A 24411-nucleotide genomic window follows, 5' to 3' on the forward strand; every position below is an offset into this window, starting at 1 on the left:
CCCGTCCTCTTTGCTTATGCCGGTTTTCGAACCGTTATCTGCGTTACGTCACAATTTCCGAAATGGAAGGTCGCCGCGCAAGAGGTCAGATAAAAATTCCACATCCGCCGGAACCGATCATCGAAGCCCATGGCAGCGATCTGGTCCCATTTTTCATTGAAAGTCTCGTGCCAGCGGCGGCAGGTCTGGCTGTAACTTTCGCCGAATTCGATGGAATTCGCGACCGATAGTCCCGCCTTTTCCACCTGTTCTGTTAGCACTTTCGGGGCCGGAAGCATACCGCCGGGGAAGATGTATTTCTGAATGAAATCAACGCCCTTCCGGTAAACCTCCCACCGCTTGTCCTGCACGGTGATGATCTGCAGCGTGGCGTTCTTGCCGGGCTTGAGGCGGTCACGGACGACGTTGAAGTAAGTGGGCCAGTATTTCTCGCCCACAGCCTCGAACATTTCGATCGAGGCGATACCGTCATATGTGCCCTTCTCGTCACGATAATCCTGCAGTTTGATCTCAACCTGGTCGCTCAGGCCTGCATCCGCGATGCGTTTGACCGCGTAATCGTGCTGTTCCTTGGAGATTGTGAGGCCTGTTACCTTCAACCCCCGCTCTTTGGCGGCATATTCGGCGAAGCCGCCCCAACCGCAGCCAATCTCAAGCACATGATCCCCGGGCTGGGTGCCCATTTCATCGACCATTTGCTTGTATTTCGCGATCTGCGCAGCCTCGAGGCTTTCCTGCCCGGTCTCGAACAAGGCGCTGGAATAGGTCATCGTATCGTCGAGCCAAAGCCCATAAAAATCATTGCCCAGATCGTAATGGGCCGAGATGTTCTTCTTGGCCTGACGTCGCGTGTTGGATTGCAGCCAGAAGCGAAACTTCTCATAGGCGCGGATCAGGCCCATGCCCAGAAAGCCGTCATAGACCTCATCATTGTCGGCGTGGACCACATCAAGGAAAGCCTGCAAATCGGGCGTCGACCACCATTCATCCAGATATGCATCGCAGAACCCCAGATCCCCCTCGCGGATCAGGCGGGCGAAGATATCAACGTTGTGGATGTTGAGCTCACCCACCGGGCCGGGCTTGTCGCCTTCAACCCGAAAGACACGGCCATCCGGCAGACGGAAATCAATCCGACCATGTTCAAGGTTCTGCGCCTGCTCGAACACGGCCTTAAAGTAGCGCGGCAGATCTCGCTGCCCCTCAAGTGATGTCAGTGCGGTCATTTTTTCCCTTTGTCCCGCGCCACTCTTGCGAGGCGCGGCGGTGCGGGGCAAGCCCCCATCGCTTGTCAGTGTAAGGTATCCACGACACGTTCGTGTCAGAAGTTTCGGTTCTCATAAGCATGAAGTGCGCGTTTGCGGCCCTCGGCGGCATCCACGATCGGTGTGGTCGGATAGCCCATGTTGGGCGCAAGCCCCCAGGATCGCGGGATCGCATCGAAGTAGCGCGTCGCTGTCTCGGGCGGTTGGTTGGTGATTTCGGCCAGCCAGCGCATCCGGTAGCGCCCGGCCTTGTCGAATTTTTCGGCCTGCGTTTCCGGATTGAACACGCGAAAATAGGGCGTCGCGTCGGGACCTGAACCTGCCGACCATTGCCAGCCCATCGCATTGCTGGCCGGGTCCCAATCGACAAGGCAGTCCTCGAACCAATCGAGTCCGATCTGCCAGTGACACATGAGATGTTTCGTCAGGTACGACGCCACCAACATCCGCGCGCGGTTGTGCATCCGGCCGGTCACATACATCTCGCGCATGGCAGCATCGACAATGGCCATGCCCGTGCGCCCTTGCTTCCAGGCAATCACTTCGGGTGTGCTTTCGTCTGTATTCCACGGGAAAGCATCCCAATCCTCACGCCAGTTACCGCTGGTGATGCGCGGCGTGTGATAGACGAGGTGATAGGCAAAATCGCGCCAGACCACTTCTTTCAGGAACGTCTCCGCCCCCTGTTTTCCCTCTTCCATCGCGCGCTGACCGGCCCACCAACAGGCCCGCGCGCTGATCTCACCGTAAGCGAGGTTTTCAGACAGCAGCGACGTGCCGTTCTTGGCAAGATTGTCGCGGGCATCGGAATAATCGTCGATCCCATGGCCGATAAAATTGGAAAGCCGCGCACGGGCTGAAGGTTCACCAACATTGAGATGCTCCGCCACCACATCCGCACCACGGTTCATTGCCGCGCCAAGGGTCCAATCCTCAATGTCATCTGAAGCCGGGTAATTATCAGGCGCGGGAATCTTCGGCGCGCTCAACGCCTCCCCGGATCACGCGCGCGCACGTTTTTCCAGAACGGCGTATAAACCTTGTAGAAGGCCCCACCGCCAGTCTCGACCGTCCAGGGTTCAAACAGGACATGGCCGTTATGGCTGACGGCCTCAACGCGCGCGTCCTTCAGCGCCGATTTCACGCCTTCATCGCGTTTGCGGCTGTCTGGATCGTAAAGCCGGTTCCAGTGGACGGCCTTGGCACCCGTCTCCTCGATCAGCTCCTGCAAGACCGGCAAAGCATCCCCACGCCGCAAGGTCAGCTTTGATCCAGCCTCCTCCAACGCCTTGGCGAAGGTCTCCACCCCCAGGCCAAGCCGCCATTTCGGCGCCGCACCATGGCTCTCGACCACCTCATCGCAAATGAATACGGGAATGACCGGGCCGCCTGCCGCACAGGCGGCGACCAGTGCCGGGTTGTCGGATAGCCGCAGGTCCCGACGGACCCAATAGAGGATTGGTGCGCTCATGCCCTGCCCTTGTTAACGCTTTCAACGCAAGTTAGGGCGCGGGCGCGCGGGTCAAGTCACTCGACCGCTTCAACCAACACAAGATCACGTTCCGAGGCGCCTTTTGCGTGGCTGAGCGCCTCTTGATAGGTCTCGCTCTCGTAGCAGGCGTTGGCCGCATCGAGGCTGGGGAAGATGCTGACGACATTACGCGGGTGGGCGCGGCCCTCCTTCTGGATCGCGGTGCCGCCGCGGGCCAGGAACTTGCCGCCATGGGCCTCGATGGCTTTGGTCGCAAGGGCCGCGTACTTCGCATAGGCCTCTTCATCCGTGACAGTCACATGGGCGATCCAATAGGCTTGGGGCATCTCTCAGGCTCCTTCAATGACAGCTTTGGCCGCTGCGATGGCTTCGTCGGCTTTGGAGGCATCGGTCCCGCCCCCTTGCGCAAAATCGGGACGACCACCGCCGCCCTTGCCACCTAGAACAGGGGTCGCCGCGCGGACAAGGTCCACGGCGCTGATCTTGTTGGTCAGATCGTCGGTCACGCCAGCCGCCACAGCGGCCTTGCCACCTGCATCGGCAATCAGCAGGACAGCGCCGGAGCCGAGCCGCGCTTTGTGCTCGTCAATGATCCCGGCCAGATCCTTGCCCGTGACGCCAGACAAAGCCTGCGCGTGGAAGGCGATGCCGTTGATCTCAGCGGCCTTAGGCGCGCTCGCACCGCCCGCCATGGCAAGCTCGCGGCGCAGTTGCGCAACTTCGTTTTCAAGCTTCTTGCGCTCATCCATCAGGGCCTTCACTCGGTCCGGTACATCCGCTGCCTGCGCTTTCAAAGCGTTCGCAGTCTCCGCCAGCAGATGATCCTGCCCGCGCAAGTAGTCATGGGCCGCTTGCCCCGTCAGTGCCTCGATCCGGCGCACACCGGCGGAGGATGCGGAGTCGCCAAGCGTGACAAACGCGCCGATTTCGCCGGTGCGCGATACATGCGTTCCGCCACAGAGTTCCAACGACCACGTATCGCCCTTGATCCCTTTGCCGGTCTGCGCGCGGCCCATGGAGACCACACGCACTTCATCCCCGTATTTCTCGCCAAACAAAGCCTGCGCGCCGATGGCACGAGCATCGTCAGGCGTCATGATCCGAGTCTCGACCGCTTCATTCTGGCGGATGAAATGGTTCACCTCGCGCTCGATCTCTTCCAGATCCTCAAGAGTCAGCGCGTGATTGTGCGAGAAATCGAAGCGCAATCTGTCAGCGGCATTGAGCGAGCCACGCTGCGCCACGTGATCACCAAGGCGCGTGCGCAGGGCCTCGTGCAACAGGTGCGTGGCCGAGTGGTTGGCGCGGATGGCCGACCGGCGGCCGTGGTCGACCACCAGCTCGGCCCCCTGCCCGGCTTTGATCTCGCCGTCCGTGACTTTGCCGATATGTAGGAAGACACCCGCCACCTTGCGCGTATCGGTGACTTGAACGGTGCCAGTTTCCGTCTTGATGACACCCGTGTCGCCCACTTGGCCGCCAGATTCCGCGTAGAACGGTGTCTGGTTCAGCACCACCGTCACGTCGCCCTTGGCGGCGTCGACGGAGGCGCCATCACTCACCAATGCCAGAACCTGTCCCTCGGCAACTTCAGTGTCGTAGCCCAGGAATTCGGTCACGCCATGCTGCTCGGCGATGTCAAACCAGATCGTCGCATCCGCCGCGTCGCCCGATCCGCTCCATGCTGCTCGTGCCTTGGCTTTCTGCTCGGCCATGGCGGCGTCAAAGCCATCGGTATCCACGCCCCGCCCCTTTTCGCGCAGGGCGTCCTGCGTCAGGTCGAGGGGGAAGCCGTAGGTGTCGTACAGTTTGAACGCCGCCTCACCGGGCAGATCGCTGCCCTCTGGCAGATTGCCCAATTCGTCATCGAGCAGTTTCAGACCCCGATCCAGCGTCTGGCGGAACCGTTCTTCCTCCAGCTTCAGGGTCTCGGTGATCAGCGCCTGCGCCTGCCCCAGTTCCGGGTAAGCCTGCCCCATCTGGCTGACCAAAGCGGGCACAAGGCGATACATCAGCGGGTCTTTCGCGCCCAGAAGGTGCGCATGGCGCATGGCGCGGCGCATGATCCGGCGCAAAACGTAGCCGCGGCCATCATTGGACGGCATCACACCATCCGCGATCAGGAACGAGGTCGAGCGCAGGTGATCTGCAATCACCCGGTGATGTACGTTCTGTGTGCCGTCGATATCGGTCGACGAGGCATTGGCCGACGCTTCCATCAACGACCGCATCGTATCGGTGTCGTAATTGTCGTGGGAGCCTTGCAAAAGCGCCCCGATCCGCTCCAGCCCCATGCCGGTATCGATCGACTGCATATCGAGCGGCACCATGGAGCCATCGGCGAACTGCTCGTTCTGCATGAAAACGATGTTCCAGATCTCGATGAAGCGGTCGCCATCTTCTTCCGGCGCTGCCCGGAGGACCACCCCAGATATGATCGCCATGATCGTAGAAAATCTCGGTGCATGGCCCGCACGGCCCGGTCGGGCCCATCTGCCAGAAGTTGTCCGAGGTCGCGATACGGATGATGCGATCCTCCGGTACGCCGACCTTCTTCCAGATCTCAAACGCCTCGTCGTCCGTATGGTAAACGGTCGTCAGCAGCTTCGACTTGTCGATACCAAAATCCTTGGTGATCAACTCCCATGCGAAGGGAATGGCGTCGTCCTTGAAATAGTCGCCAAAGCTGAAGTTCCCCAGCATTTCAAAGAACGTATGGTGCCGCGCGGTGTAGCCGACATTGTCGAGGTCGTTGTGCTTACCGCCCGCCCGCACGCATTTCTGGCTGGTCGTGGCGCGGACATAGTCGCGCTTTTCCACCCCAGTGAAGAGGTTCTTGAACTGCACCATGCCCGAATTGACGAACATCAGTGTCGGGTCATTGCGCGGGACAAGCGGGCTCGACGCGACAACTTCGTGGCCCTGCCGGGCGAAGTAATCAAGGAAGGTCGAGCGGATATCGTTCAGGCTGGTCATAGGCGCGCGTGTCCGTAGCTAGGGTGCAAGCGCCGATGTATCCCTGCGGCATGGGTCTGTCCACAGGGCCCCATGAAAAAGGCACGCCCTTAGGCGCGACACGAAAAAGGGCGGCCCGTTTGGACCGCCCCCTGTCACCTCGGATCGTGGCGACCTATTCGTCGTCGTCCAGGATATCCTCGTCGCCTTCGCGCTCCATCTCGAAATCGAGTCCATGGGCGGCACGGATCTTGTCTTCGATCTGCAGGGCGATGTCCGAGTTTTCCTTCAGGAAGGTCTTCGCGTTCTCACGCCCCTGCCCGATCCGCTCATCCCCGTAGCTGAACCAGCTACCCGATTTCTCGACCACACCGGCCTTCACGCCCAGATCAAGCAATTCACCCATCTTGGAGATGCCTTCGCCATACATGATGTCGAATTCCACCTGCTTGAAGGGCGGCGCCACCTTGTTCTTCACCACTTTCACGCGGGTCGCGTTGCCGACAACTTCGTCACGATCCTTCAGCGCGCCAATGCGGCGGATGTCGAGGCGGACGGAGGAGTAGAATTTCAGAGCGTTGCCGCCCGTCGTCGTCTCGGGCGAGCCAAACATGACGCCGATCTTCATGCGGATCTGGTTGATGAAGATGACCGTGCAGCCCGAGCGGTTGATTGAACCCGTCAGCTTGCGCATTGCCTGAGACATCAGGCGGGCATGCACACCTACGGAACTGTCGCCCATGTCGCCTTCCAGCTCTGACTTTGGCGTCAGCGCCGCAACCGAGTCGACGATGACCATGGAAACCGCACCGGAGCGCACCAGCGTATCCACGATCTCAAGTGCCTGCTCGCCGGTGTCGGGCTGCGAAATCAGCAGCTCATCCAGGTTTACGCCAAGCTTCTTGGCATATTGCGGGTCAAGCGCATGCTCGGCATCGACAAAGGCACACACGCCACCCTTTTTCTGCTCTTCAGCCACGCAATGCAGCGTCAACGTGGTCTTCCCCGAGCTTTCCGGGCCGTAGATCTCAACGATCCGGCCTTTAGGAATACCGCCGATCCCCAGCGCGATATCGAGGCCGAGCGAGCCGGTCGACGTCGAATCGATATCCGGCAACGCGTTCTCGCCACCCAGTTTCATGATCGATGCCTTTGCCGAACTGCCGTTCGATCTGGGCCAATGCGCTGTCGAGGGCCTTTTGCTTGTCGGCCGAGATACGGTCAGTCATGTCGAGAAGGTTCGCCGTTGCCATGGAGTTTCATCCTTATGTCATGCCGCGGGGCGTGGCGGCAATGGGGCCGGTAAGGGTTATCCCCTGAAATCCGGCATGCTCTTTGTTCACCTCTTGTTCGCATATCCACTAGCAAACAAAACGAGAACAATTCAAGTTAAATCTTATGCGCTGTGATCTTTCGGCCCGAGACGTTAACAATCGGTTACGGTGGCCAGAAAAATTTGAGGCAAGGTATGTTGGTGTTCTGGAAAGCCCGTTTGGTGCTGCTTGCGGTTCCCAAAACAGGGACCACCGCGCTGGAAGAGGCGCTGTTGCCTTACGCAGACACCGCCATCCTGAACCCACCACAACAAAAGCACTGCACGGTGAAGCGGTATCGCAACCAATTGCAGAAATTCTTTGAACAGCGCGGACAGCGCAAGCTGGAGCTTATGGCCGTCGTGCGTGAGCCCGTGGGCTGGCTGTCGAGTTGGTATCGCTACCGCGCCCGCGATGCGATTGCAGGCCATGCGAACTCCACCCAAGGGGTCAGTTTCGATGCTTTTGTCGAGGCCTGGCTGGAGGATGATCCCCCCGCCTTCGCCAAGGTGGGTCGGCAATCGCGCTTTGTGGCGGAAGAGGACGGCACATTGGGCATCGACCATCTGTTCAGCCATGCCCATCTGGAACAGGCAGTGGGCTTTCTTGAGGGGCGCGTCAAAGCAAAGCTGAATGTGGGGCGAACAAACGTCTCGCCCACCCAGGCCACGGACCTTAGCCCGCGGGTGCTGCGGCGCCTGCAGGATGAGGCACCGCAGGAATTCGAGCTGTGGGATCACGTTCAGTCGCTTGGCCGTTAGTGCAATTGCCGGCGAACGGTTTCGGTCAGATCGGTGAGCGAGAACGGTTTGGGCAAGAACACCGACCCAGGAATGCCATCCTCAGAGTTGTCCAAGGCATCCTCCGCATAACCTGAGACAAAGATGACCTTGGTGTCTGGCCGGTCTTTCAGCGCCTCGCGGACCCATGTCGGGCCATCGAGGCCCGGCATGATGACGTCGGTGACGAACAGGTCAATCTCAAGCTCACGGTCGGTGAGCGTTTCAAGCGCTTCTTCTGCGCTGCCCGCCTCAATCACCGTATAGCCCCGCAGGCGGAGCGCGCGGGATGCAAAGGCGCGCACTGGCGCTTCGTCCTCGACCAACATCACCACCCCGGGACGCGACGCGTCGGTCAGGCTGTTGGACGCATTGGCCGGACCCGTCAACGCGGCCACAGGCTCTTGTACATCGCCGTCCGATACATGCGCCGGTATGTAGATCGTGAAGGTTGTCCCGGCCCCAACAACGCTATCGACGAAGATATATCCGCCCGTCTGCTTTATGATCCCATAGGCCATCGAAAGGCCCAGCCCTGTGCCTTCGCCGGTTCGTTTCGTCGTAAAGAACGGCTCGAAAATGCGGTGCAGCTTGTCCGGCAGGGATACCACTGCCCTGGTCACGGACGCGGATGGTCACGTAAGAGCCGGGCGGCACAACCGCCTGATCGCGGTTCATCTTCTCGGCCAAGTGGACCATGCGGGTTTCGACGCGAACTTCGCCGCCATCGGCCATTGCGTCACGGGCATTGACGACAAGGTTCATCAGCACCTGATCCAACTGGCGCCGGTCGGCCCGAATGGGTTCGAGGCCCGGATCGTTCGACAGGGTGAGCTTGATCTTTTCGCCAACAAGGCGATTGAGCAGATGGGTCAATTCGCCAATGGAATCGCGCAGATCAATAACCTCGGGCTCCAACGTCTGCTTGCGTGAAAAGGCCAGTAATTGGCCCACAAGGGATGCTGCGCGATTGGCGTTCTGGTTGATCTGGACAAGGTCGGCATAGTCCTGATCGCCCTGATCATGGCGCAGCAGCAACAGGTCGCAATGTCCGGTGATCGCTGTAAGCAGATTGTTGAAATCGTGCGCCACGCCGCCGGCAAGCTCGCCAATGGCCTGCATCTTCTGGCTCTGGACAAATTGCTGTTCGAGGGTCTTGAGCTCAGTCGCGTCATGCAGGACCGCCAAAAGGACGGCCCGGTGCCGTCCACGATGCGGCTGAGCGAAATCTGCAGGAACGTCTCATCCTTGCGACGCTTGGCGCGCGCGACCTCTGCGCGGTTGGGAATCCGTTCCGCCAGTGTGTCGGCAACCCAATCGTCCACTGGCCTGCCAAGGTTTTCAACGAATTGCGACAGCATTCCGCTGGCGTCTTGTGAAATGCCAAGCAGGCTTTGCGCGTGCTGGTTGGAGGCCAAGACCTCCCCATCCGCGCCGATGTGCAGCAAAGCCACGGGCAAGGATTCGAATGCCCGTGCCGCTACAGACGCCGCGGGCGGCTCGGACAGGCCAGGCACTGCATAGATCTCGCGCCGACCGTCCTTGGCGGGAACGACGATTGGTATAACCTCGATGCGGCCATCAACGCCGGACAAGGACGACCGGCGACCTGCGACCAGCGGCTGCTCGGGGAATACATCCTCAAGCGTGGTGGCCCGCCTGCCCAGAACATCGCGCATGGCGGCGTTCATCGACAGGACAGTGTCATTGTGGCTGACAACCATCATCGGCAGCCCGATCCATTCCCCGTGGCGGGAATGCGCATCTGCCAGATCGTCCAGGCGCCAAACCACGCCGCCTCGCATTCGGTGGGCTGCAAGCCGCACTGTTCCGCGCGGTGTCACCACGATTTCATGGGACGAGGGCCTGCGTCCAATGGCTGTTTCCTGCCTAAACACAACTGCGGCTGCATTGGGCAATGCACCGGCAATCGCACGCGACATGGAGACCCCTTTTCGGTCGCCGAAGCGTCGGTCCGCGGCCGCATTCTGGTGCAGGATCGCGCCGTCATCATTTGTGCAAAAACAGGGAGATGGATCATTTTCGATTAGATCGAAGGCCGCCTTGATGGCCCCGCGGGCCTGCCAGACGCGCCACACATCCCGCAACGCGACCAAGGCCGCCGCCACAAGGCAGCCCCCGGTGGCCGCCAATAGCCCAAAGCGCAATTCCGGCACCGGCGCGAACAAGGTTGCCACACCGGCGACAACGCCAAGCACAAGCAATATGATTGGCTGCGCAAACGGGCGAATACCCCGCCCTCGGGAAAAGCCGGGATCTGCGGCCTGATCGGTCAATGGCTGCCCTCGCCGTACTGTCGAACGGGTCCCTGAAGCCACAGGGTCCTCTTGCGCCATAGCTCTCCGCCAAAATGGTTAAGATTGATTTAAGAATGCGCCAAATTCAGGCGTCTGGCGAGTCTGTCGTGCGCGTCAGAACTGCCGAGAAGAACCCGTCAGAGGCGGTCAGCGGTGTATCGAGGTGGCTGCATGGTGCAACGCCACTCAGGATTGCGTGCCAGAAAGCCCTCGATTTGAGCATCGTTTTCGGTCCTGAACAAAGAACAGGTCATGTAGACCAATTGGCCATGCTCCGCGACCAGCGGAGCGGCGCTATCGAGGATGCCGGCTTGCACCTTGATCAGTTCCGCCAAGCGATCCGGCGTCAGGCGCCACTTGGCCTCCGGGTCGCGACGCCAGGTGCCGCTGCCTGAACAGGGCACATCCGTCAAAACCAGATCATACGGGCCCGCTCCTTCCAACGCGTCTGGGTCGAGTTGCGTGATGCGCACTCCGGCCCGCGCAGCCCGCACCGGCAGAGTCAGCCATGCGGCGCGGCAGGGCATCATGGGCGAAGACCGCAGCGTCGGTTCGGTCAGCAATGGCTAGGGCCTTGCCGCCACCACCGGCGCAATAATCCAACACGCGACCCGTCTCAGGCAGATCCAGCCGCGCCACTGCCCATTGCGGGGACAGGTCCTGCACCTCAACCAGACCTTCAGCGAAGGGCTGCGATTGCCGCAATCGCCGGGCGCCTTCGATGACTTTGAGGGCTGTGGGAAGCCGCGCATCGGGTTGGCACAGCACGCCGTCGCTTTGCAGCAGTTCCATGGCATAGTCCGGCTTTGCTTTGCGGTTGTTGACCCGCACCCAAACCGGCGCGCGCATTGTCATTGCCGAAAAAGAGCCGCACGATCCGCGATACGGTTGTCGTCCAGTTCCGCAGGCATCCAGTCCGGAACATCCAATGGTGCATGATCCGGCAGGCTCGGCGCGAAACGCTCCGCCTCGGTCAGCGCCTCTGGCGCATGTCCCACTCCAGAAAAGATGGGCGCAGGATCAATCCCGCTCAGCCGCAGCAGACCCAGTACAAGCGCGCGCCCTGTTTCGCCGCCGCCATGGACCGCACAACTGGCCTTGCGGCGCAGCACATCGAAAACATGATCCCGCACCGCTGCACGGTCCTTGGACCCGGCATATCGGGCACCGCGTGCCCAGCGGGTCAGGGCTTGCTCGGCAGGCATACCCCCTTGCCAGGTGTCCAGCACGTCAATCGCGGCTGCATATCGCGCCTCGGGCCGCATCTTATTGCGTCACATCAAGAACGTGCCGCAACGCGCTTATCCTGCACGATAATTCGGGCTTTCACGAGTGATCTGCACGTCGTGCACGTGGCTTTCTTTCAGGCCTGACCCCGTTATGCGCACGAACTGGCAATTCTGGCGCATCTCATCCACGGTTGCACAGCCGGTATAGCCCATGGCTGCCCGTAAGCCGCCGATCAACTGGTGGATGACGGTCCCGGCCGAGCCTTTGTACGGCACCTGCCCTTCAATCCCTTCGGGAACCAGCTTGTCGCTGGCCGCGTCTTTCTGGAAATACCGATCCGCCGATCCACGCGCCATGGCGCCCAGGCTGCCCATGCCACGGTAGGATTTGTAGCTGCGGCCCTGGAACAGGATCACTTCGCCGGGGCTTTCATCGGTGCCCGCAATCATCGAACCAACCATGGCGCAGTGGGCGCCTGCCGCGATGGCCTTGGCAAAATCGCCAGAGAACTTGATGCCGCCATCGGCGATCACCGGCGTCCCGGATTTGATCGCCTCGTTCGCACAATCCGAGATCGCGGTCAGCTGCGGCACACCCACGCCCGCAACAATGCGCGTCGTGCAGATTGAGCCTGGCCCGATGCCGACCTTGATCGCATCCGCGCCGGCGTCGATCAGGGCCTTGGTGGCCTCAGCGGTTGCCACGTTGCCCGCCACAACCTGCACTTCGTTCGACAGGCCCTTCACCCGCTCCACCGCACGCGCCACACCTTCGGAATGGCCATGGGCCGTGTCGATCACGATCAGGTCACAGCCCGCATCCACCAGCGCCTCGGACCGTTCAAATCCCGCATCGCCCACCGTGGTGGCGGCCGCCACGCGCAACCGGCCCAGCGGGTCCTTGCACGCCTGCGGGTTCAGCACCGCCTGCTCCGTGTCCTTCAAGGTCAGAAGACCGGTCAGTTTGCCGTCCGCATCTGTCACAAGAAGCTTCTCGATCCGCCGCGCCTTCATCAGGCTGATCGCCTCGTCCCGGTCCGCGGGTTCGCGCAGGACGGCCAGATCGTTCGACGTCATCATCGCGCTTACAGGTGTGGCATCGTCTTCGGCAAACCTCATATCGCGGTTGGTCACGATACCCAGCACGCGGCGGTTCTCGTCGACAACGGGGAAGCCTGAAAAGCCATAGCGTTCAGCCAGCGCTTTCGCGTCTGCCAGCGTTTGGTCCGCGTTCAGGGTCACAGGGTTATAGACGATCCCGCTCTCAAAACGTTTCACCCGCCGCACTTCGCGCGCCTGCGCCTCGATATCGAGATTGCGGTGGATCACCCCCATGCCGCCCGCCTGCGCCATGGCGATGGCCATGCGCGCCTCGGTCACCGTATCCATGGCAGAGCTGAGAAGCGGGATGTTCAAAGCGATGCTCTTGGTCACCTGCGTGCGCGTATCGGCGTCGGACGGCAGCACGGAGCTTTTGCCCGGCACAAGGAGAACATCGTCAAAAGTGAGGGCCTCGCGAGATCTCCATTGGCGCATCTCCTTGGAGGGTGTCGGTTGGCACGTCCCTATCCCATGGGGTGGCCCGAGGGGCAAGGACGAAATGTGGTGTTTGGTCTCAACGAAGGGTTTGCGCCGACTGCGTCGTCGCCGGGCGCAAATTCCCTCGGAAATTTGCCAAGGGGGCGCTGCCCCCGTCCTGCGGACTCCCGAGGTATTTTTTGACCAATGGAAGACCAGGCGACAGGGAAGCGACTGCAAAGACCATCGAAGGTTCTCAGACCGGCTGATCAGCTCCTTGAAGCCCGTGGCGACCACGAATTTTTCCGAGCTGTCGGCGCGGGACGCCCCCGGTTTGACGTTGGCAACCTTCTTGAACCTTTGCTTCAAGGTTTGCTGAAGCGAGCCTTCCGCCCCACCCGCCAGCACTTTCGCCACGAAGGTCCCGCCCGGCTCCAACACGTCAAAGGCAAGCTCGGCCGCCGCCTCGCACAACGCCATGATACGCAGGTGGTCCGTCTGCTTGTGACCGGAAGCCGAGGCCGCCATATCCGACATCACCACATCGGCTTTGCCGTCGAGCCAGCCCTTCACCTTGTCGTCCGCGCCATCTTCCATGAAGTCGAGTTGATACAGCTCGCAACCTGCAATCGGCTCCATCTCCTGCAGGTCGAGACCAATGATGCGGCCCACCGCCTTGCCGGATTTCTCCCCCAATGCATTCACACGTCGCGCGGCCACCTGACACCAGCCGCCCGGCGCACAGCCCAGATCCACCACGCGGGCGCCGGGCACGAGGAAACGGTATTTGTCGTCCAGCTCCAGGATTTTGTAAGCTGCACGCCCGCGATACCCGTCGCGCTTGGCGCGGGCCACATAAGGATCATTCAGCTGGCGTTCGAGCCAGCGGGTCGAGCTCAGCTTGCGGCCACGCGCGGTTTTGACCTTTACCTTCAGGTCCCGCTGGCCCCGCCCGCTTGTGTTCTTTGCCATATCGGCCCCTCAGACCTCACTCATCGTAAAGCCGGTTCTCGTCATTGTGCTTCAGGCGCTTCTCCACGGCCTCCAGCGAGACGTCAACCGCATCCAGCTGGCCCTGATCGTGGATTGCCTGCGCGTAAGTCGGCAGCGTGTCGGTTGGCCCCGCCTTTTCCGGCGACCAGAGCCCTGATCTAAGCACCGCCTTGCCGCAATGGAAGAACGCCTCTTCCACACGCACGACAATGGCGAAATCCGGGACGCGGGCCTTGATCACCATGCTTTCGCGCAAGGGCAAGTCCCGGGCGACCTGCGCCGAGCCGTTTACCCGCACGACCTCGTTCCGGTTTGGCACAAAGAAGACCAGCCCGATGCGCCCCGTCTCAAGGATGTTGCGGAAGCCCATGAAGAGGTGATTTCCAGGCCGGTCGGGAATGGCGAGGGTCTTTTCATCGAGCACTTTCACAAAGCCCGCCGGATCACCTTTGGGGGATGCATCGACGCGGCCCTTGCCGTCAAACGTGGACATCACCAGAAACGTCGAATGGGCAATCCAATTGGCGCAATGCTGATCGATATGGTCGATGACCTTGTGGCGTTGGGCGACATGGATCCCATCGACAACGGCGCGGATCTGCGCCTCGGAGGTGACGGGATCGGTGATCTTGTAAGGCACGTCAGTACGGGCCGTCTTCCAGAACGCCGTCCCGGCTCATCTGCGCATAAAGCAACCCTTCGCGCAGGCCGCGATCCGCGACGCTCAGGCGATCGGTGGGCCAGGCCCGCAGGAGCGCCTGCAGGATGGCGGCCCCAGACATGATCAGCGTTTGCCTGTCCCGCCCGATGCGCGGGTCGCGGCGTCGGCCTTCAGGACCCAGGGCAAGATAGCCGTTAATGACGGTGTCGATCTGGTCGGATGTCATCCGCAGCCCGTCCACCTTGTTGCGGTCATAGCGCCGCAAGCCCAGATGCGAGGCGGCCACCGTGGTCACCGTCCCCGAGGTCCCGATGATCTGAAAGCCCTCACGCGCCTGTTCGGCGGCATCGTCGTAGGGAGAGAACTCGGCCAGTTGTTCCTCAAAGTACCAACTCATCAACGCGAACCGCGCCCCATCGTCGGCCACATCGTCATACATGTCTTTCAGGGTCGCCACGCCCAGCGGGATTGAGATCCAATCCACCACCTTTGCGCGCGGGAAGACATCCTCTGCATTATCGAACCCGTGATGAAGCCGCATGATCGCCTTGGGGCGTTCCAATTTGGGAACCCGGCTTAGGTCAATCCAGACGAGCTCCGTCGACCCGCCGCCAATATCGACGACCAGCAACTGCTCGGTTCGGGTTGAAACCAGCGGCGCGCAGGACACAACGGCCAGCCGCGCCTCTTCCTCTGGCTCGATGATATCAAGCTGAAGTCCGGTCTCGCGCTTCACCAGGTTAATGAACTCAGACGCATTCGTGGCCCGGCGACAGGCTTCGGTGGCCACAAGGCGCGCCCGTTCCACCCGGTGCTTCTGCAACTTCTTATGGCAGATTTTCAACGCACCCACCGCACGCGCCATCGACGCACGGCCCAACCGGCCAGAGGCCTCAAGCCCCTGTCCCAACTGCACGGATTTGGAAAAGGAATCCACCACATGCAGCTGGCTGCCCTTTGGCTGCGCAATCAGCATCCGGCACGAATTCGTGCCAAGATCGAGGGCCGCATAGAGGTCATCGGGGTCGGGACCCGATTTCTTGGTTACAGCAGGGCGTCGTTCGACAGCCGGGATCGCGCCCGGTTCGATCTTGGGCGTCACGGGCGCCACAGGTCTGGGGAACGGGCCGTCCCCGCCAGAGCGCTTGCGCGACATGGGGTGCACCGCCAATTCGAATACTAGGTTGCCCAAAGCGTAACCTGTTCACAGATTTGAAACAATGGGCGATGCACAGCCCGTTCATGTTCTTGTTGAGAATTTTGGGGGCAACACCTGTCGCCCTACGGCGCGCAAGCCCCTAGATAGATCAGGGAAATGGCAGGCGTCGTTTTGGGAAGGCGTGATGTCGAAAACAGGATCAGTGGCAGGCCCCGGCCCGCCTATGGTGCGCAAAACCTGCGCAGGCGACTCGCGCCAGCCAAACCAACAAGGGACCGGCCATGGCCAACATCACCCATGTCTTCTGGCGCGATATCCCCGCGCAGGTCATTATCGGCAAGGGCCGGACGGGGGCCAAGGCGCCTTTGCCGGAACGGTTCGAGCAGGCCATTGACCGTGCTGCCATGAAGGTAGGGGCCAAGGATGATGATGCCTATCTGGCAGGGTTCCGCCGCGTGGTTGTGGGCGAAGCCCAGGGTGATTTGAAGGACGCCGCCGCCGCCGAGGCCGCCGCCCTTGATGCCGCCTATGACAATGCCCGCCTGAAAACCCTGATCGATGCCGAGGGTTATGACCCGGCAAACGCCACCTGACCGTTGAGCATTCGGGAGAAACTCATGTCGCTGCTGAACTTCCGCAAGGCCGCGCCCGCGCCTGACACGCCCGCAACGCCCGAGATGGAGGCGCTGCTGGACGGTTTCTCGATCGAGGTGATGCCCCGCACGGCCGAAAAGGTCGATGATTTCCGCGCGCTTCTGCCAGCCGGTACGCGCGTCTACATTGCGCATATCGAAGGCACCCCCATCGAAGACATGGTCGCCACCGCCGCCCGTCTGCGGGCCGAGGGCTACGACCCCATGCCCCACTTCCCCGCGCGCATCATCAAGGATGCCGCGACGCTGGAAGACTGGATCGCCCGCTACAGGGGCGAGGCTGACATCACGCAAGCCCTTCTGTTGGCCGGTGGCGTGGCGCAACCCCACGGCGATTTCGACAGCTCGATGCAGCTGATGGAATCCGGCCTCTTCGACAAGGCGGGCGTCACCCGCCTCCACGTCGCAGGCCACCCGGAGGGCAATCGCGACATCGACCCCGATGGCGGTGACACGGCGGTGATGGAGGCGCTGCGCTGGAAACAGGCCTTCCAGGAACGCTCCGACGCGGAGATGGCCATGGCCACCCAATTCGCGTTCGAGGCCGGGCCCATCATCGCTTGGGCCGACCGGCTCAAGGCCGAGGGCATCACCCTGCCCATCCATCTTGGCATCGCAGGCCCCGCAAAGCTGCAAACGCTGATCAAATTCGCCATCGCCTGCGGCGTTGGCCCCTCGCTCAAGGTGCTCCAGAAACGCGCCAAGGATGTCACCAAGCTGCTCTTGCCGTTTGAGCCGACCGAAATCCTGACCGACATGGCCGCCCACAAGGCACAGAACCCCGACAGCCTGATCGAAGCCATCCACTTCTTCCCCCTTGGCGGTATCAAGACCAACGCCAAATGGGCCATCGCCAATGGCGGGGCATCGACCGTGCCCGCCAACCCTGACGCAGATATCTAGGAAAACACGCACATGACGCGCACTGTCATCGAGTCGAAGACCAAAACCACCGTGATCGGCTTTGATGAGCCGTTCTGCGTCATTGGCGAGCGGATTAACCCCACGGGCCGCAAGATCCTCAACGAGGAACTGGAACGCGGCGATTTCTCCCGCGTGCAGGCCGATGCCATTGCCCAGGTCGAGGCTGGCGCAACCGTTCTGGATATCAATTCCGGCGCCGTCTTCTCCAACAAGATGGCCGAGGATCCCCGTTACGCTGACAACAACTTCGTCGAGCCCGAACTGATGAAGCAGCTGGTCGAAACGGTTCAGTCCGTCACCGATTGCCCGCTTTGCATCGACTCGTCCGTCCCCGGCGCGCTTGGAAAACGGCCTTGCCGCCGCCGAAGGCCGCCCGCTTCTGAATTCCGTCACCGGGGAGGAAGAGCGCCTCGACCTCGTCCTGCCACTGGTCGCCAAATACAACGTCCCCGTTGTGGCGATCTCCAACGACGATACCGGCATCTCGGAAGACCCGGATGTGCGCTTCGCCGTCGCAAAAAAGATCGTCGAACGCGCCGCTGACTTCGGCATTCCGGCCCATGACATCGTCGTCGACCCGCTGGTTATGCCAATCGGGGCCATGGCCACGGCAGGCCATCAGGTCTTCACGCTGGTCCGCCGCCTGCGTGAAGAGCTTGGCGTCAACACCACCTGCGGTGCGTCGAATATCTCCTTCGGCCTTCCCAACCGCCACGGCATCAACAACGCCTTCCTGCCGATGGCGTTCTCTGCCGGCATGACATCAGCCATCATGAACCCTGTCGCCCTGCCCGTCGGCCCAAAGAAGATCGCCGAGAAGAAGGCGCTGGTCGAAGCCGCAGGCGTGCTCCTACCCGAAGGCATGGACGACGAGGCCTTTGTCAAACTCTTCGGAATGGGCTCGACCAAGCCGCGCGCCGGTAAAGAGATGGAGGCCATCCGCGCAGCAAACTTCCTGCTGAACCACGATGACGGCGGCGGGGCCTGGATCGCCTTCAACAAAGATCCTGACGCTGCCCCGCGCCGGGGCCGTGAAGGCGGCCGGCGGCGGCGCGCGGGATAGTACAAACACCCATGGCCGACCCCCTTGTCATCTTCACGCCCTCGGGCAAACGCGGGCACTTCCCCGTCGGCACCCCGATCCTGACGGCCGCCCGTCAACTTGGCGTGGACCTCGACTCTGTCTGCGGCGGGCGCGGGATCTGCTCGAAATGCCAGATCGCCCCATCGTACGGCGACTTTCCCAAGCACGGCGTCACGGTGTCCGACGGCGCGCTCAGCGAATGGAACGACGTTGAGGCCCGCTACGACCGCGTGCGCGGCCTGAAGGAAGGCCGCCGCCTTGGCTGTCAGGCCAAGGTCATGGGCGACATCGTGGTGGACGTGCCGCCAGAGAGCCAGGTCCACAAACAGGTTGTCCGCAAGGCGGCCTCGGCCAAGCCGATCACGATGGACCCGGCCACCCGGTTGGTTATGATCGACGTGGTCGAGCCGGACATGCACGAACCCTCCGGGGATCTCGAACGTGTCGCCGACGCCCTCAGGGATCAATGGGGCATCGGCCCGGTCACAGCCTGTCTGCCAGTCCTGAAAGCCCTGCAACCCGCCCTGCGCAAAGGCCAATGGCAGATTTCCGTCGCGGTTCACCATCCAGCCAACAGCGATACAGCGCAAATCGTGGGCGTCTGGCCCGGCCTCCACGAAGGCGGCCTCTATGGCCTTGCCGTCGACCTCGGCTCCACCACCATCGCGGCGCATCTGTGCGACCTGACGGACGGCACCGTCCTCGCCTCCTCCGGCCTCATGAACCCCCAGATCCGTTTCGGCGAAGACCTGATGAGCCGGGTCAGTTACGTCATGATGAACCCCGGCGGTGACGCCGAGATGACCGGCTGCCGTGCAGGACGCGCTCAACACCCTGGCTGTCGAGATCGCCACCGAGGCCGGCATCGATCCGGCCCTGATCTTCGAGGCGGTGATCGTCTGCAATCCGGTCATGCACCACTTGCTTTTGGGCATTGATCCCGTCGAACTGGGCCAGGCCCCTTCGCGCTCGCCACCTCTGGCAGTCTCACCATGGACGCACGCCGAGATCGGCCTGACCGGCATCGCGCCCACCGCTCAGGCTTATCTTCTACCTTGCATCGCGGGCCATGTGGGGGCGGATGCCGCCGCCGTCGCGTTGGCGGAAGAACCCAATACGTCCAATGATTTGGCGCTCATTGTTGATGTGGGCACCAACGCCGAAATCCTGCTCGGCGACACAAACGGCGTGCTTGCCTGTTCATCCCCCACCGGCCCCGCCTTCGAGGGCGCACAGATCTCCGCTGGTCAGCGCGCCGCCCCCGGTGCGATCGAACGGATCGAGATCAACCCCGACACCAAGGAGCCGCGCTTCCGCGTCATCGGCTCGGACCTCTGGTCCGACGATCCCGCCTTTGACGTGGTTCCAACCGGCATCTGCGGCTCTGGCATTATCGAGGCCGTGGCGGAAATGCGTATGGCCGGCCTGCTCGACTCCTCGGGCCTGATCGGCTCCGCCGAGGCCACCGGCACCTCCCGCGCCGAACCCACGGGCCGCACCCACGCCTACCTGATCCACGACGCCACCGATCAAGGCGGCCCCCGCATCACCGTCACCCAAGGCGATATCCGCGCCATCCAGCTGGCCAAATCCGCCCTCTACGCCGGCGCACGTTTGCTGATGGATCAACGCGGCGTCGACAAAGTGGACCGCGTGGTGCTGGCAGGTGCCTTCGGCGCCCACATCTCACCCAAGCATGCCATGGTCCTCGGCATGATCCCGGACGTCCCGCTCGACAAGGTCCAGTCCGCTGGCAACGCCGCGGGCCACGGCGCGCGCATTGCTCTGTGCAACCGCGCGGCGCGCACGCGTATCGAAGAGACGGTGCACAACATCCACAAGGTGGAAACGGCGATCGAGCCGAAATTCCAGGAGCATTTCGTCAACGCCAACGCCATCCCCCACGCCACCGACCCGTTCCCGGAACTGGCGCAAGTCGTGAGCCTGCCTGAGGTCGCTTTCGGGGCCAGCGGGTCGGCGCCCGGCGGCGCAGGGGGTGGACGCCGGAGACGTCGGCGAGGATAGTTCTTGCAAGGAGGACATCCCTTGGCGCATTTCCCCTCATTGCCCGAACCCGCCCGCTTGGGCGACCTATTGGGCGCCCATCCGGCCCATGCAGGTCCGCTTTTGGCCCATACCGAAGGCGTCATGCGCGCAGGTGCGCCACTCACAGCTTCACAATGCGAGTTGATCGCGGCCTACGTGTCGGGCCTGAACGCCTGCGCGTTTTGCTTGGGCTCACACCGTATCTACGCCGAAGCGCTCGGGGTATCGCCGGGTCTGATCGATGCGCTGTTGGACAATCCACAAACAGCGGATGTCGACGCAGAGATGCGCCCATTGCTGGCTTATATCCGCAAATTGAATGCCCTGCCCTCGCGCCTAACCTCGGCAGATGCAGACGCGGTTTTCGCCGCCGGGTGGGATGAAGCGTCCCTTTATCATGCCATCCAAGTCTGCGCGCTGTTCAGCTTGTTCAACCGGCTTGTGGAAGGCGCAGGCGTCGACTTCTCTTATGCGGCAAGTGGCGAAAAACCCACCGCCGATGATCTGTCTTCGTCTTATGCTGACTTCGCGAAACGCCTTGGCGTCTAGGTTTTTTTGGGGTCCAACTTTGCCAGAACTTGGCCGCACGGTGACGTTCAAGATGGCTCGGATTCAGCCTAGAACGACTGTCTTTCTGCTATTTTTCAACATCTTAACGCCCAGTTGCAACCTTGGAACCGCCTGCCACGCCCCGCTTGACGGCCCGCCTGCCCAAGCGTATCCACCAAACGAGCGGCGGGTATGGTGAAAAGGTATCACGAAAGCTTCCCAAGCAGAGTTGGCGACTTGCACTGAGCCGCTGTTTCCTACCAAGAGTTTCATTTTATTATATTAATTGTTTCGTCTTGTAGCGCTGGGTTGCAGGCATTAGCGTGTAGCTCCCGACAAAATACCTACAAAGCAGTATGCCACGCTTAACCGAAACCTTCGCCCGAAAAGCCCCGTTTTCGAACGACAAGACGATCAAGCATTGGGACAGTGAGGTGAAGGGCCTGGTGCTCTTCGTCGGCAAGCGAAGTAAGACTTGGTATTTCCAGAAGGATGTCGCCGGAAGAACCAGGCGCATTCTGATTGGACGATCGCCACAGATTACAGCTGAAACCGCACGCCTGTCCGCGCTCGATCTATCGGTGCAACTCGGACGAGGAACGGGCAAGTTGCTGCAGGTCGCGGCCCCTACCCTTCGAACTGCGATGGACACTTACCTTGCAAGACCGAAACTTCGCTCTGAACGGTATAGGCGCGGGATGCGGCAGTCCTTTGAGAGGGACCTGTCAGACTGGCTCGCCTTGCCCCTCGATGAGATCACCAAAGCAATGGTTGCACAGCGCCATCTTGAAATGCGTGATCGTCCTTCAAGCGCAAACCATACGCTGAAGTACTTCCGAACGGTATGGAACCATGCCCGTCGCGTCGCAGACCTGCCGGAGGCACCGACCATCGCGATCGAATGGTACGAGGAGCATCCACCTGGCACGATCATTGATGATTTTCCGGCATGGAAAACATCACTGACCGCCCTTCCCAACCCAATTCACCGTTCGTTTTTTGTTTTCTTGCTCCTTGCCGGCCTGCGCCGTGCCGAAGCACTCACACTCACGTGGGAACAAATTCATGATGATCGTATACATCTTCCAATGACGAAGAATGGGCGAAGCTTTGATCTCCCAATCATCCCTTTGCACCTCGAAGTGCTCGAGCCACTTCGGCGGCTGCATCGCAAGTGGGTGTTTCCATCACCCAAATCCGAAATGGGACATGTCACAAACACACCCAAGTTCTCCTGGTCACCGCACACTCATCGCCGGACGTTTGCTACCGTCGCGATGGAGGCTGGCGTTCTGGAAGAAGTTGTGGCCCGATTGCTAAATCACACACCGATCTCGATAACCGGGCAACGCTATGTTCGACCGTCGCTCGACGCGTTGCGCCCTTCGATGGAACAGGCCTGCGAAGAGGTCGTCCGCAGAATAGAGGACCCAAGAAATCTCACGTCTTTTTGACATTGAGGCTCTCTATAGCTCGGACCACCGAACCAGCGACTGAGCAGGCTCATGTGAGCGTTTCCGAAGAGAAGAGCCTTGAGATGGTCCTCAACGGTACGGGCACTTTGACAGCGCTCCAGAAAGAACCCCCATTGATGATTCTGGAGCGTTATCTCAATGCGCTCATTGATATCGACTCGTTGGGCCCAAAGTGTTCGGATCCTATACCACTCGGACGGATCGCGGAGGCGTTTTCAAACACTGTCTTCCCACCTGCTGTGGGTGGTCAAAGACTGAATTGGAAGCGGTCACCGCAAGAACTGAGACAAGAGATACTTTTCAGGCTGACCGCAGGATCAATCCACTTGAATGATCTAAAGAGCCAGTTGCTCAATTGCGCGCGTGAAAAGCACCCGCCCGGCGGTGGCAATCTGGAATTTGATGTTGAAGGAGGCCGGATATCAAGGGTCACCGAGAATTTCCTGTACGGACCCTCATACGAAACTGTGCACGTCGGCTCGCCTTGGGTCGCCTTCTGCAAAGGACTCGCACGATTCAGACAGCACGCTTGAGCAATCGCTGAGGTTGGCAATGCGAGAAGGTCGGATTTTGTGCTTTAGGCCGAGCCTAGCCGGAACACGTCTTCTAGATCCGGAAGCAACCGAACAGATCCGGTTCCTTGCGAAGGAAAAAAGGAAACCGAATTCCTGTTCTCTTCAGACATCCCGGACTCAATTCTGTACAGCGAGTTGGGACGAAAAATACGCAAAATGGATGCCAAGAAGGCTTCCGCGCTTGGGCGGTTGGACGAGTGGATAACGGACGCGCGGTCAAAAGACATGCGCATCACAAAGGACGACCTAGTCAAAAGTCTGGCGAACCAACACGGTCTGACTCAACGTGAGGCAAAAGACCTAGTGCGGTCACGTTTCCCAGAGGATTGGTCCGTAGCGGGCAATATACCTAAGGGTCGAAAATACATTATTGGAAAATCAGACACTTAAATGGGGTGCAATCCCCCTGCCCCAAATGCACCCGATTAATTTGACGATCCAAGTCTGCAAATATGCGCCTCAATAATATCTGAGGTTTGATATGCATGACGATGACGAACGTTTGCTCTCACGTGCTGAAGTAGAGGCACGCTTCGGCATTCCAAAGAGGTTCCTTGAAATCAGTTGTTCCAAGGGCACCGGACCACCGGTGGTGCGTATCGGGCGGCTTGTCCGCTACGCACCGAACGATGTCCGGGCGTGGATCTTGGAACAACGATCAGCGCCAGGGTCAATTTAAGCGCCAACGAATGGCATCCGATGGTCAGTCCCCAACAGCATTCTGAATGCCTTCAATCATATGAATAACCGGGTAACGTTATGAAAGATCTCCATCAACAGGGGTGGTCAAAACGACGCTTCGTTTGGCTCGAGCGAGTGCAAGCATCCCAGGGTGTGCCTCGCGGCAGCAAGCAGCTTGCTGCACTGATTTGCAACAAGTTCGTGGATCGCAAAACGGGTTCGTGCTGGCCCTCCAATCGCAAGCTCGCAGACAGCTTGTATGTCTGTAGGAGAACAATCCAACGGTATATTGCAGGTCTTGCTAATACAGGCTTCCTCAAACAAGGGCACAACGACAACGGAAGACGCGTGCTTTTGCTGAGTTTTCCGGAAACAAAAGGGCCCATGAAAAAGAGCTGTCGGGGGACGTCACAACTGTCGTCACCCCGCGACAACTCTGTCACACCTCATACAAGGATAACCAAAACAAAGAACCAAAAAGACCTGAGCCGCTTGGCAAGGCCAATTTCGTGGATTTCGGTTCCCTCAGATGAAACCGAGAAGATTGATGGCTGGCGAGAATGGCTGCAGGCGCGCGGCTTTGATCCTGACTTGGTGATGGGCATCGCTCAGCAACGTCAAGGCGTGAGACTGCCTGCGAACTATCCCGAGAGCACCGAAACTGCAGAACAAGCCTATCTGGCCTACTTCGATCGTCTTATCATTTCCGAAGGCGAGCTTGGCTAAGGCTATGAAACCAGTC

General features: G+C 60.5%; 14 protein-coding genes and 7 pseudogenes. 9 read left to right on the top strand and 12 right to left on the bottom strand.

The window, feature by feature from the left end:
* Window positions 1-14: 14 nt before the first annotated feature.
* The 5 genes and pseudogenes from ACZ1HK_RS02565 to recA all read right to left on the bottom strand — a co-directional run bounded on the left by ACZ1HK_RS02565 (window position 15) and on the right by recA (window position 6965).
* Entirely contained in the window at window positions 15-1226 is a 1212-nt protein-coding gene (locus ACZ1HK_RS02565) for a class I SAM-dependent methyltransferase (RefSeq protein WP_472627334.1), read from the bottom strand.
* A gap of 95 nt (window positions 1227-1321) precedes the next feature.
* Window positions 1322-2736: pseudogene (locus ACZ1HK_RS02570) on the bottom strand (cryptochrome/photolyase family protein).
* 56 nt (window positions 2737-2792) lie between these two features.
* Complete coding sequence (locus ACZ1HK_RS02575) at window positions 2793-3083, bottom strand: DUF1330 domain-containing protein (RefSeq protein ID WP_368475239.1); 291 nt, start codon at window positions 3081-3083, stop codon at window positions 2793-2795.
* A 3-nt stretch (window positions 3084-3086) separates the two neighbouring features.
* Window positions 3087-5733 (bottom strand): annotated as a pseudogene (gene alaS / locus ACZ1HK_RS02580) (alanine--tRNA ligase).
* Window positions 5734-5887: 154 nt separating this feature from the next.
* Window positions 5888-6965, bottom strand: a pseudogene (gene recA / locus ACZ1HK_RS02585) (recombinase RecA).
* 215 nt (window positions 6966-7180) lie between these two features.
* Here recA and ACZ1HK_RS02590 point away from each other — a divergent pair.
* Window positions 7181-7786: a gamma-glutamyl kinase gene (locus ACZ1HK_RS02590; protein WP_472627335.1), complete on the top strand. Its 606-nt coding sequence runs from the start codon at window positions 7181-7183 to the stop codon at window positions 7784-7786.
* On the opposite strand, the gene ACZ1HK_RS02595 is transcribed toward ACZ1HK_RS02590, so the two are convergent.
* The 7 genes and pseudogenes from ACZ1HK_RS02595 to ACZ1HK_RS02625 all read right to left on the bottom strand — a co-directional run bounded on the left by ACZ1HK_RS02595 (window position 7783) and on the right by ACZ1HK_RS02625 (window position 15679).
* The gene (locus tag ACZ1HK_RS02595; RefSeq protein ID WP_472627874.1) at window positions 7783-8133 is read right to left on the bottom strand and encodes a response regulator; all 351 of its coding nucleotides are present in this window, start codon (window positions 8131-8133) and stop codon (window positions 7783-7785) included. The two genes, ACZ1HK_RS02590 and ACZ1HK_RS02595, sit on opposite strands and share 4 nt — an antisense overlap.
* A 159-nt stretch (window positions 8134-8292) precedes the next feature.
* Window positions 8293-8926: pseudogene (locus tag ACZ1HK_RS02600) on the bottom strand (ATP-binding protein); the annotation flags it as partial.
* 1281 nt (window positions 8927-10207) lie between these two features.
* Window positions 10208-11387 (bottom strand): annotated as a pseudogene (locus tag ACZ1HK_RS02605) (RsmB/NOP family class I SAM-dependent RNA methyltransferase).
* Between the two features lie 36 nt (window positions 11388-11423).
* Complete coding sequence (gene guaB, locus ACZ1HK_RS02610) at window positions 11424-12887, bottom strand: IMP dehydrogenase (RefSeq protein WP_472627875.1); 1464 nt, start codon at window positions 12885-12887, stop codon at window positions 11424-11426.
* Between the two features lie 258 nt (window positions 12888-13145).
* Window positions 13146-13841 (bottom strand): annotated as a pseudogene (locus ACZ1HK_RS02615) (RlmE family RNA methyltransferase); the annotation flags it as partial.
* Between the two features lie 16 nt (window positions 13842-13857).
* Window positions 13858-14502: an MSMEG_1061 family FMN-dependent PPOX-type flavoprotein gene (locus tag ACZ1HK_RS02620; protein ID WP_472627336.1), complete on the bottom strand. Its 645-nt coding sequence runs from the start codon at window positions 14500-14502 to the stop codon at window positions 13858-13860.
* 1 nt (window position 14503) lies between these two features.
* Entirely contained in the window at window positions 14504-15679 is a 1176-nt protein-coding gene (locus ACZ1HK_RS02625) for a Ppx/GppA phosphatase family protein (protein WP_472627876.1), read from the bottom strand.
* 284 nt (window positions 15680-15963) lie between these two features.
* Here ACZ1HK_RS02625 and ACZ1HK_RS02630 point away from each other — a divergent pair, with 284 nt between their 5' ends.
* The 8 genes and pseudogenes from ACZ1HK_RS02630 (at window position 15964) to ACZ1HK_RS02665 (ending at window position 24395) form a co-directional block, all read left to right on the top strand.
* Entirely contained in the window at window positions 15964-16275 is a 312-nt protein-coding gene (locus ACZ1HK_RS02630) for a virulence factor (protein ID WP_472627337.1), read from the top strand.
* A 24-nt stretch (window positions 16276-16299) separates the two neighbouring features.
* Window positions 16300-17238, top strand: coding sequence for a methylenetetrahydrofolate reductase (locus tag ACZ1HK_RS02635; RefSeq protein WP_472627338.1), 939 nt, complete (start codon window positions 16300-16302; stop codon window positions 17236-17238).
* 12 nt (window positions 17239-17250) lie between these two features.
* Window positions 17251-18322 (top strand): annotated as a pseudogene (locus tag ACZ1HK_RS02640) (methyltetrahydrofolate cobalamin methyltransferase).
* 11 nt (window positions 18323-18333) lie between these two features.
* Window positions 18334-19281 (top strand): hypothetical protein, encoded by a 948-nt coding sequence (locus ACZ1HK_RS02645; protein WP_472627339.1) that lies wholly within the window; start codon window positions 18334-18336, stop codon window positions 19279-19281.
* On the top strand, window positions 19208-20368 hold the full coding sequence (locus ACZ1HK_RS02650) for an ASKHA domain-containing protein (protein WP_472627877.1): 1161 nt from the start codon (window positions 19208-19210) through the stop codon (window positions 20366-20368). Before ACZ1HK_RS02645 ends, ACZ1HK_RS02650 begins: the two co-directional genes overlap by 74 nt.
* Before the next feature lie 21 nt (window positions 20369-20389).
* Entirely contained in the window at window positions 20390-20938 is a 549-nt protein-coding gene (locus ACZ1HK_RS02655; protein WP_472627340.1) for a carboxymuconolactone decarboxylase family protein, read from the top strand.
* 356 nt (window positions 20939-21294) lie between these two features.
* Complete coding sequence (locus ACZ1HK_RS02660) at window positions 21295-22392, top strand: tyrosine-type recombinase/integrase (RefSeq protein ID WP_472627341.1); 1098 nt, start codon at window positions 21295-21297, stop codon at window positions 22390-22392.
* Between the two features lie 1355 nt (window positions 22393-23747).
* Complete coding sequence (locus ACZ1HK_RS02665) at window positions 23748-24395, top strand: helix-turn-helix domain-containing protein (protein WP_472627342.1); 648 nt, start codon at window positions 23748-23750, stop codon at window positions 24393-24395.
* The last annotated feature ends 16 nt before the right edge of the window (window positions 24396-24411 follow it).

Source organism: Gymnodinialimonas sp. JB5-7 (assembly GCF_055693405.1).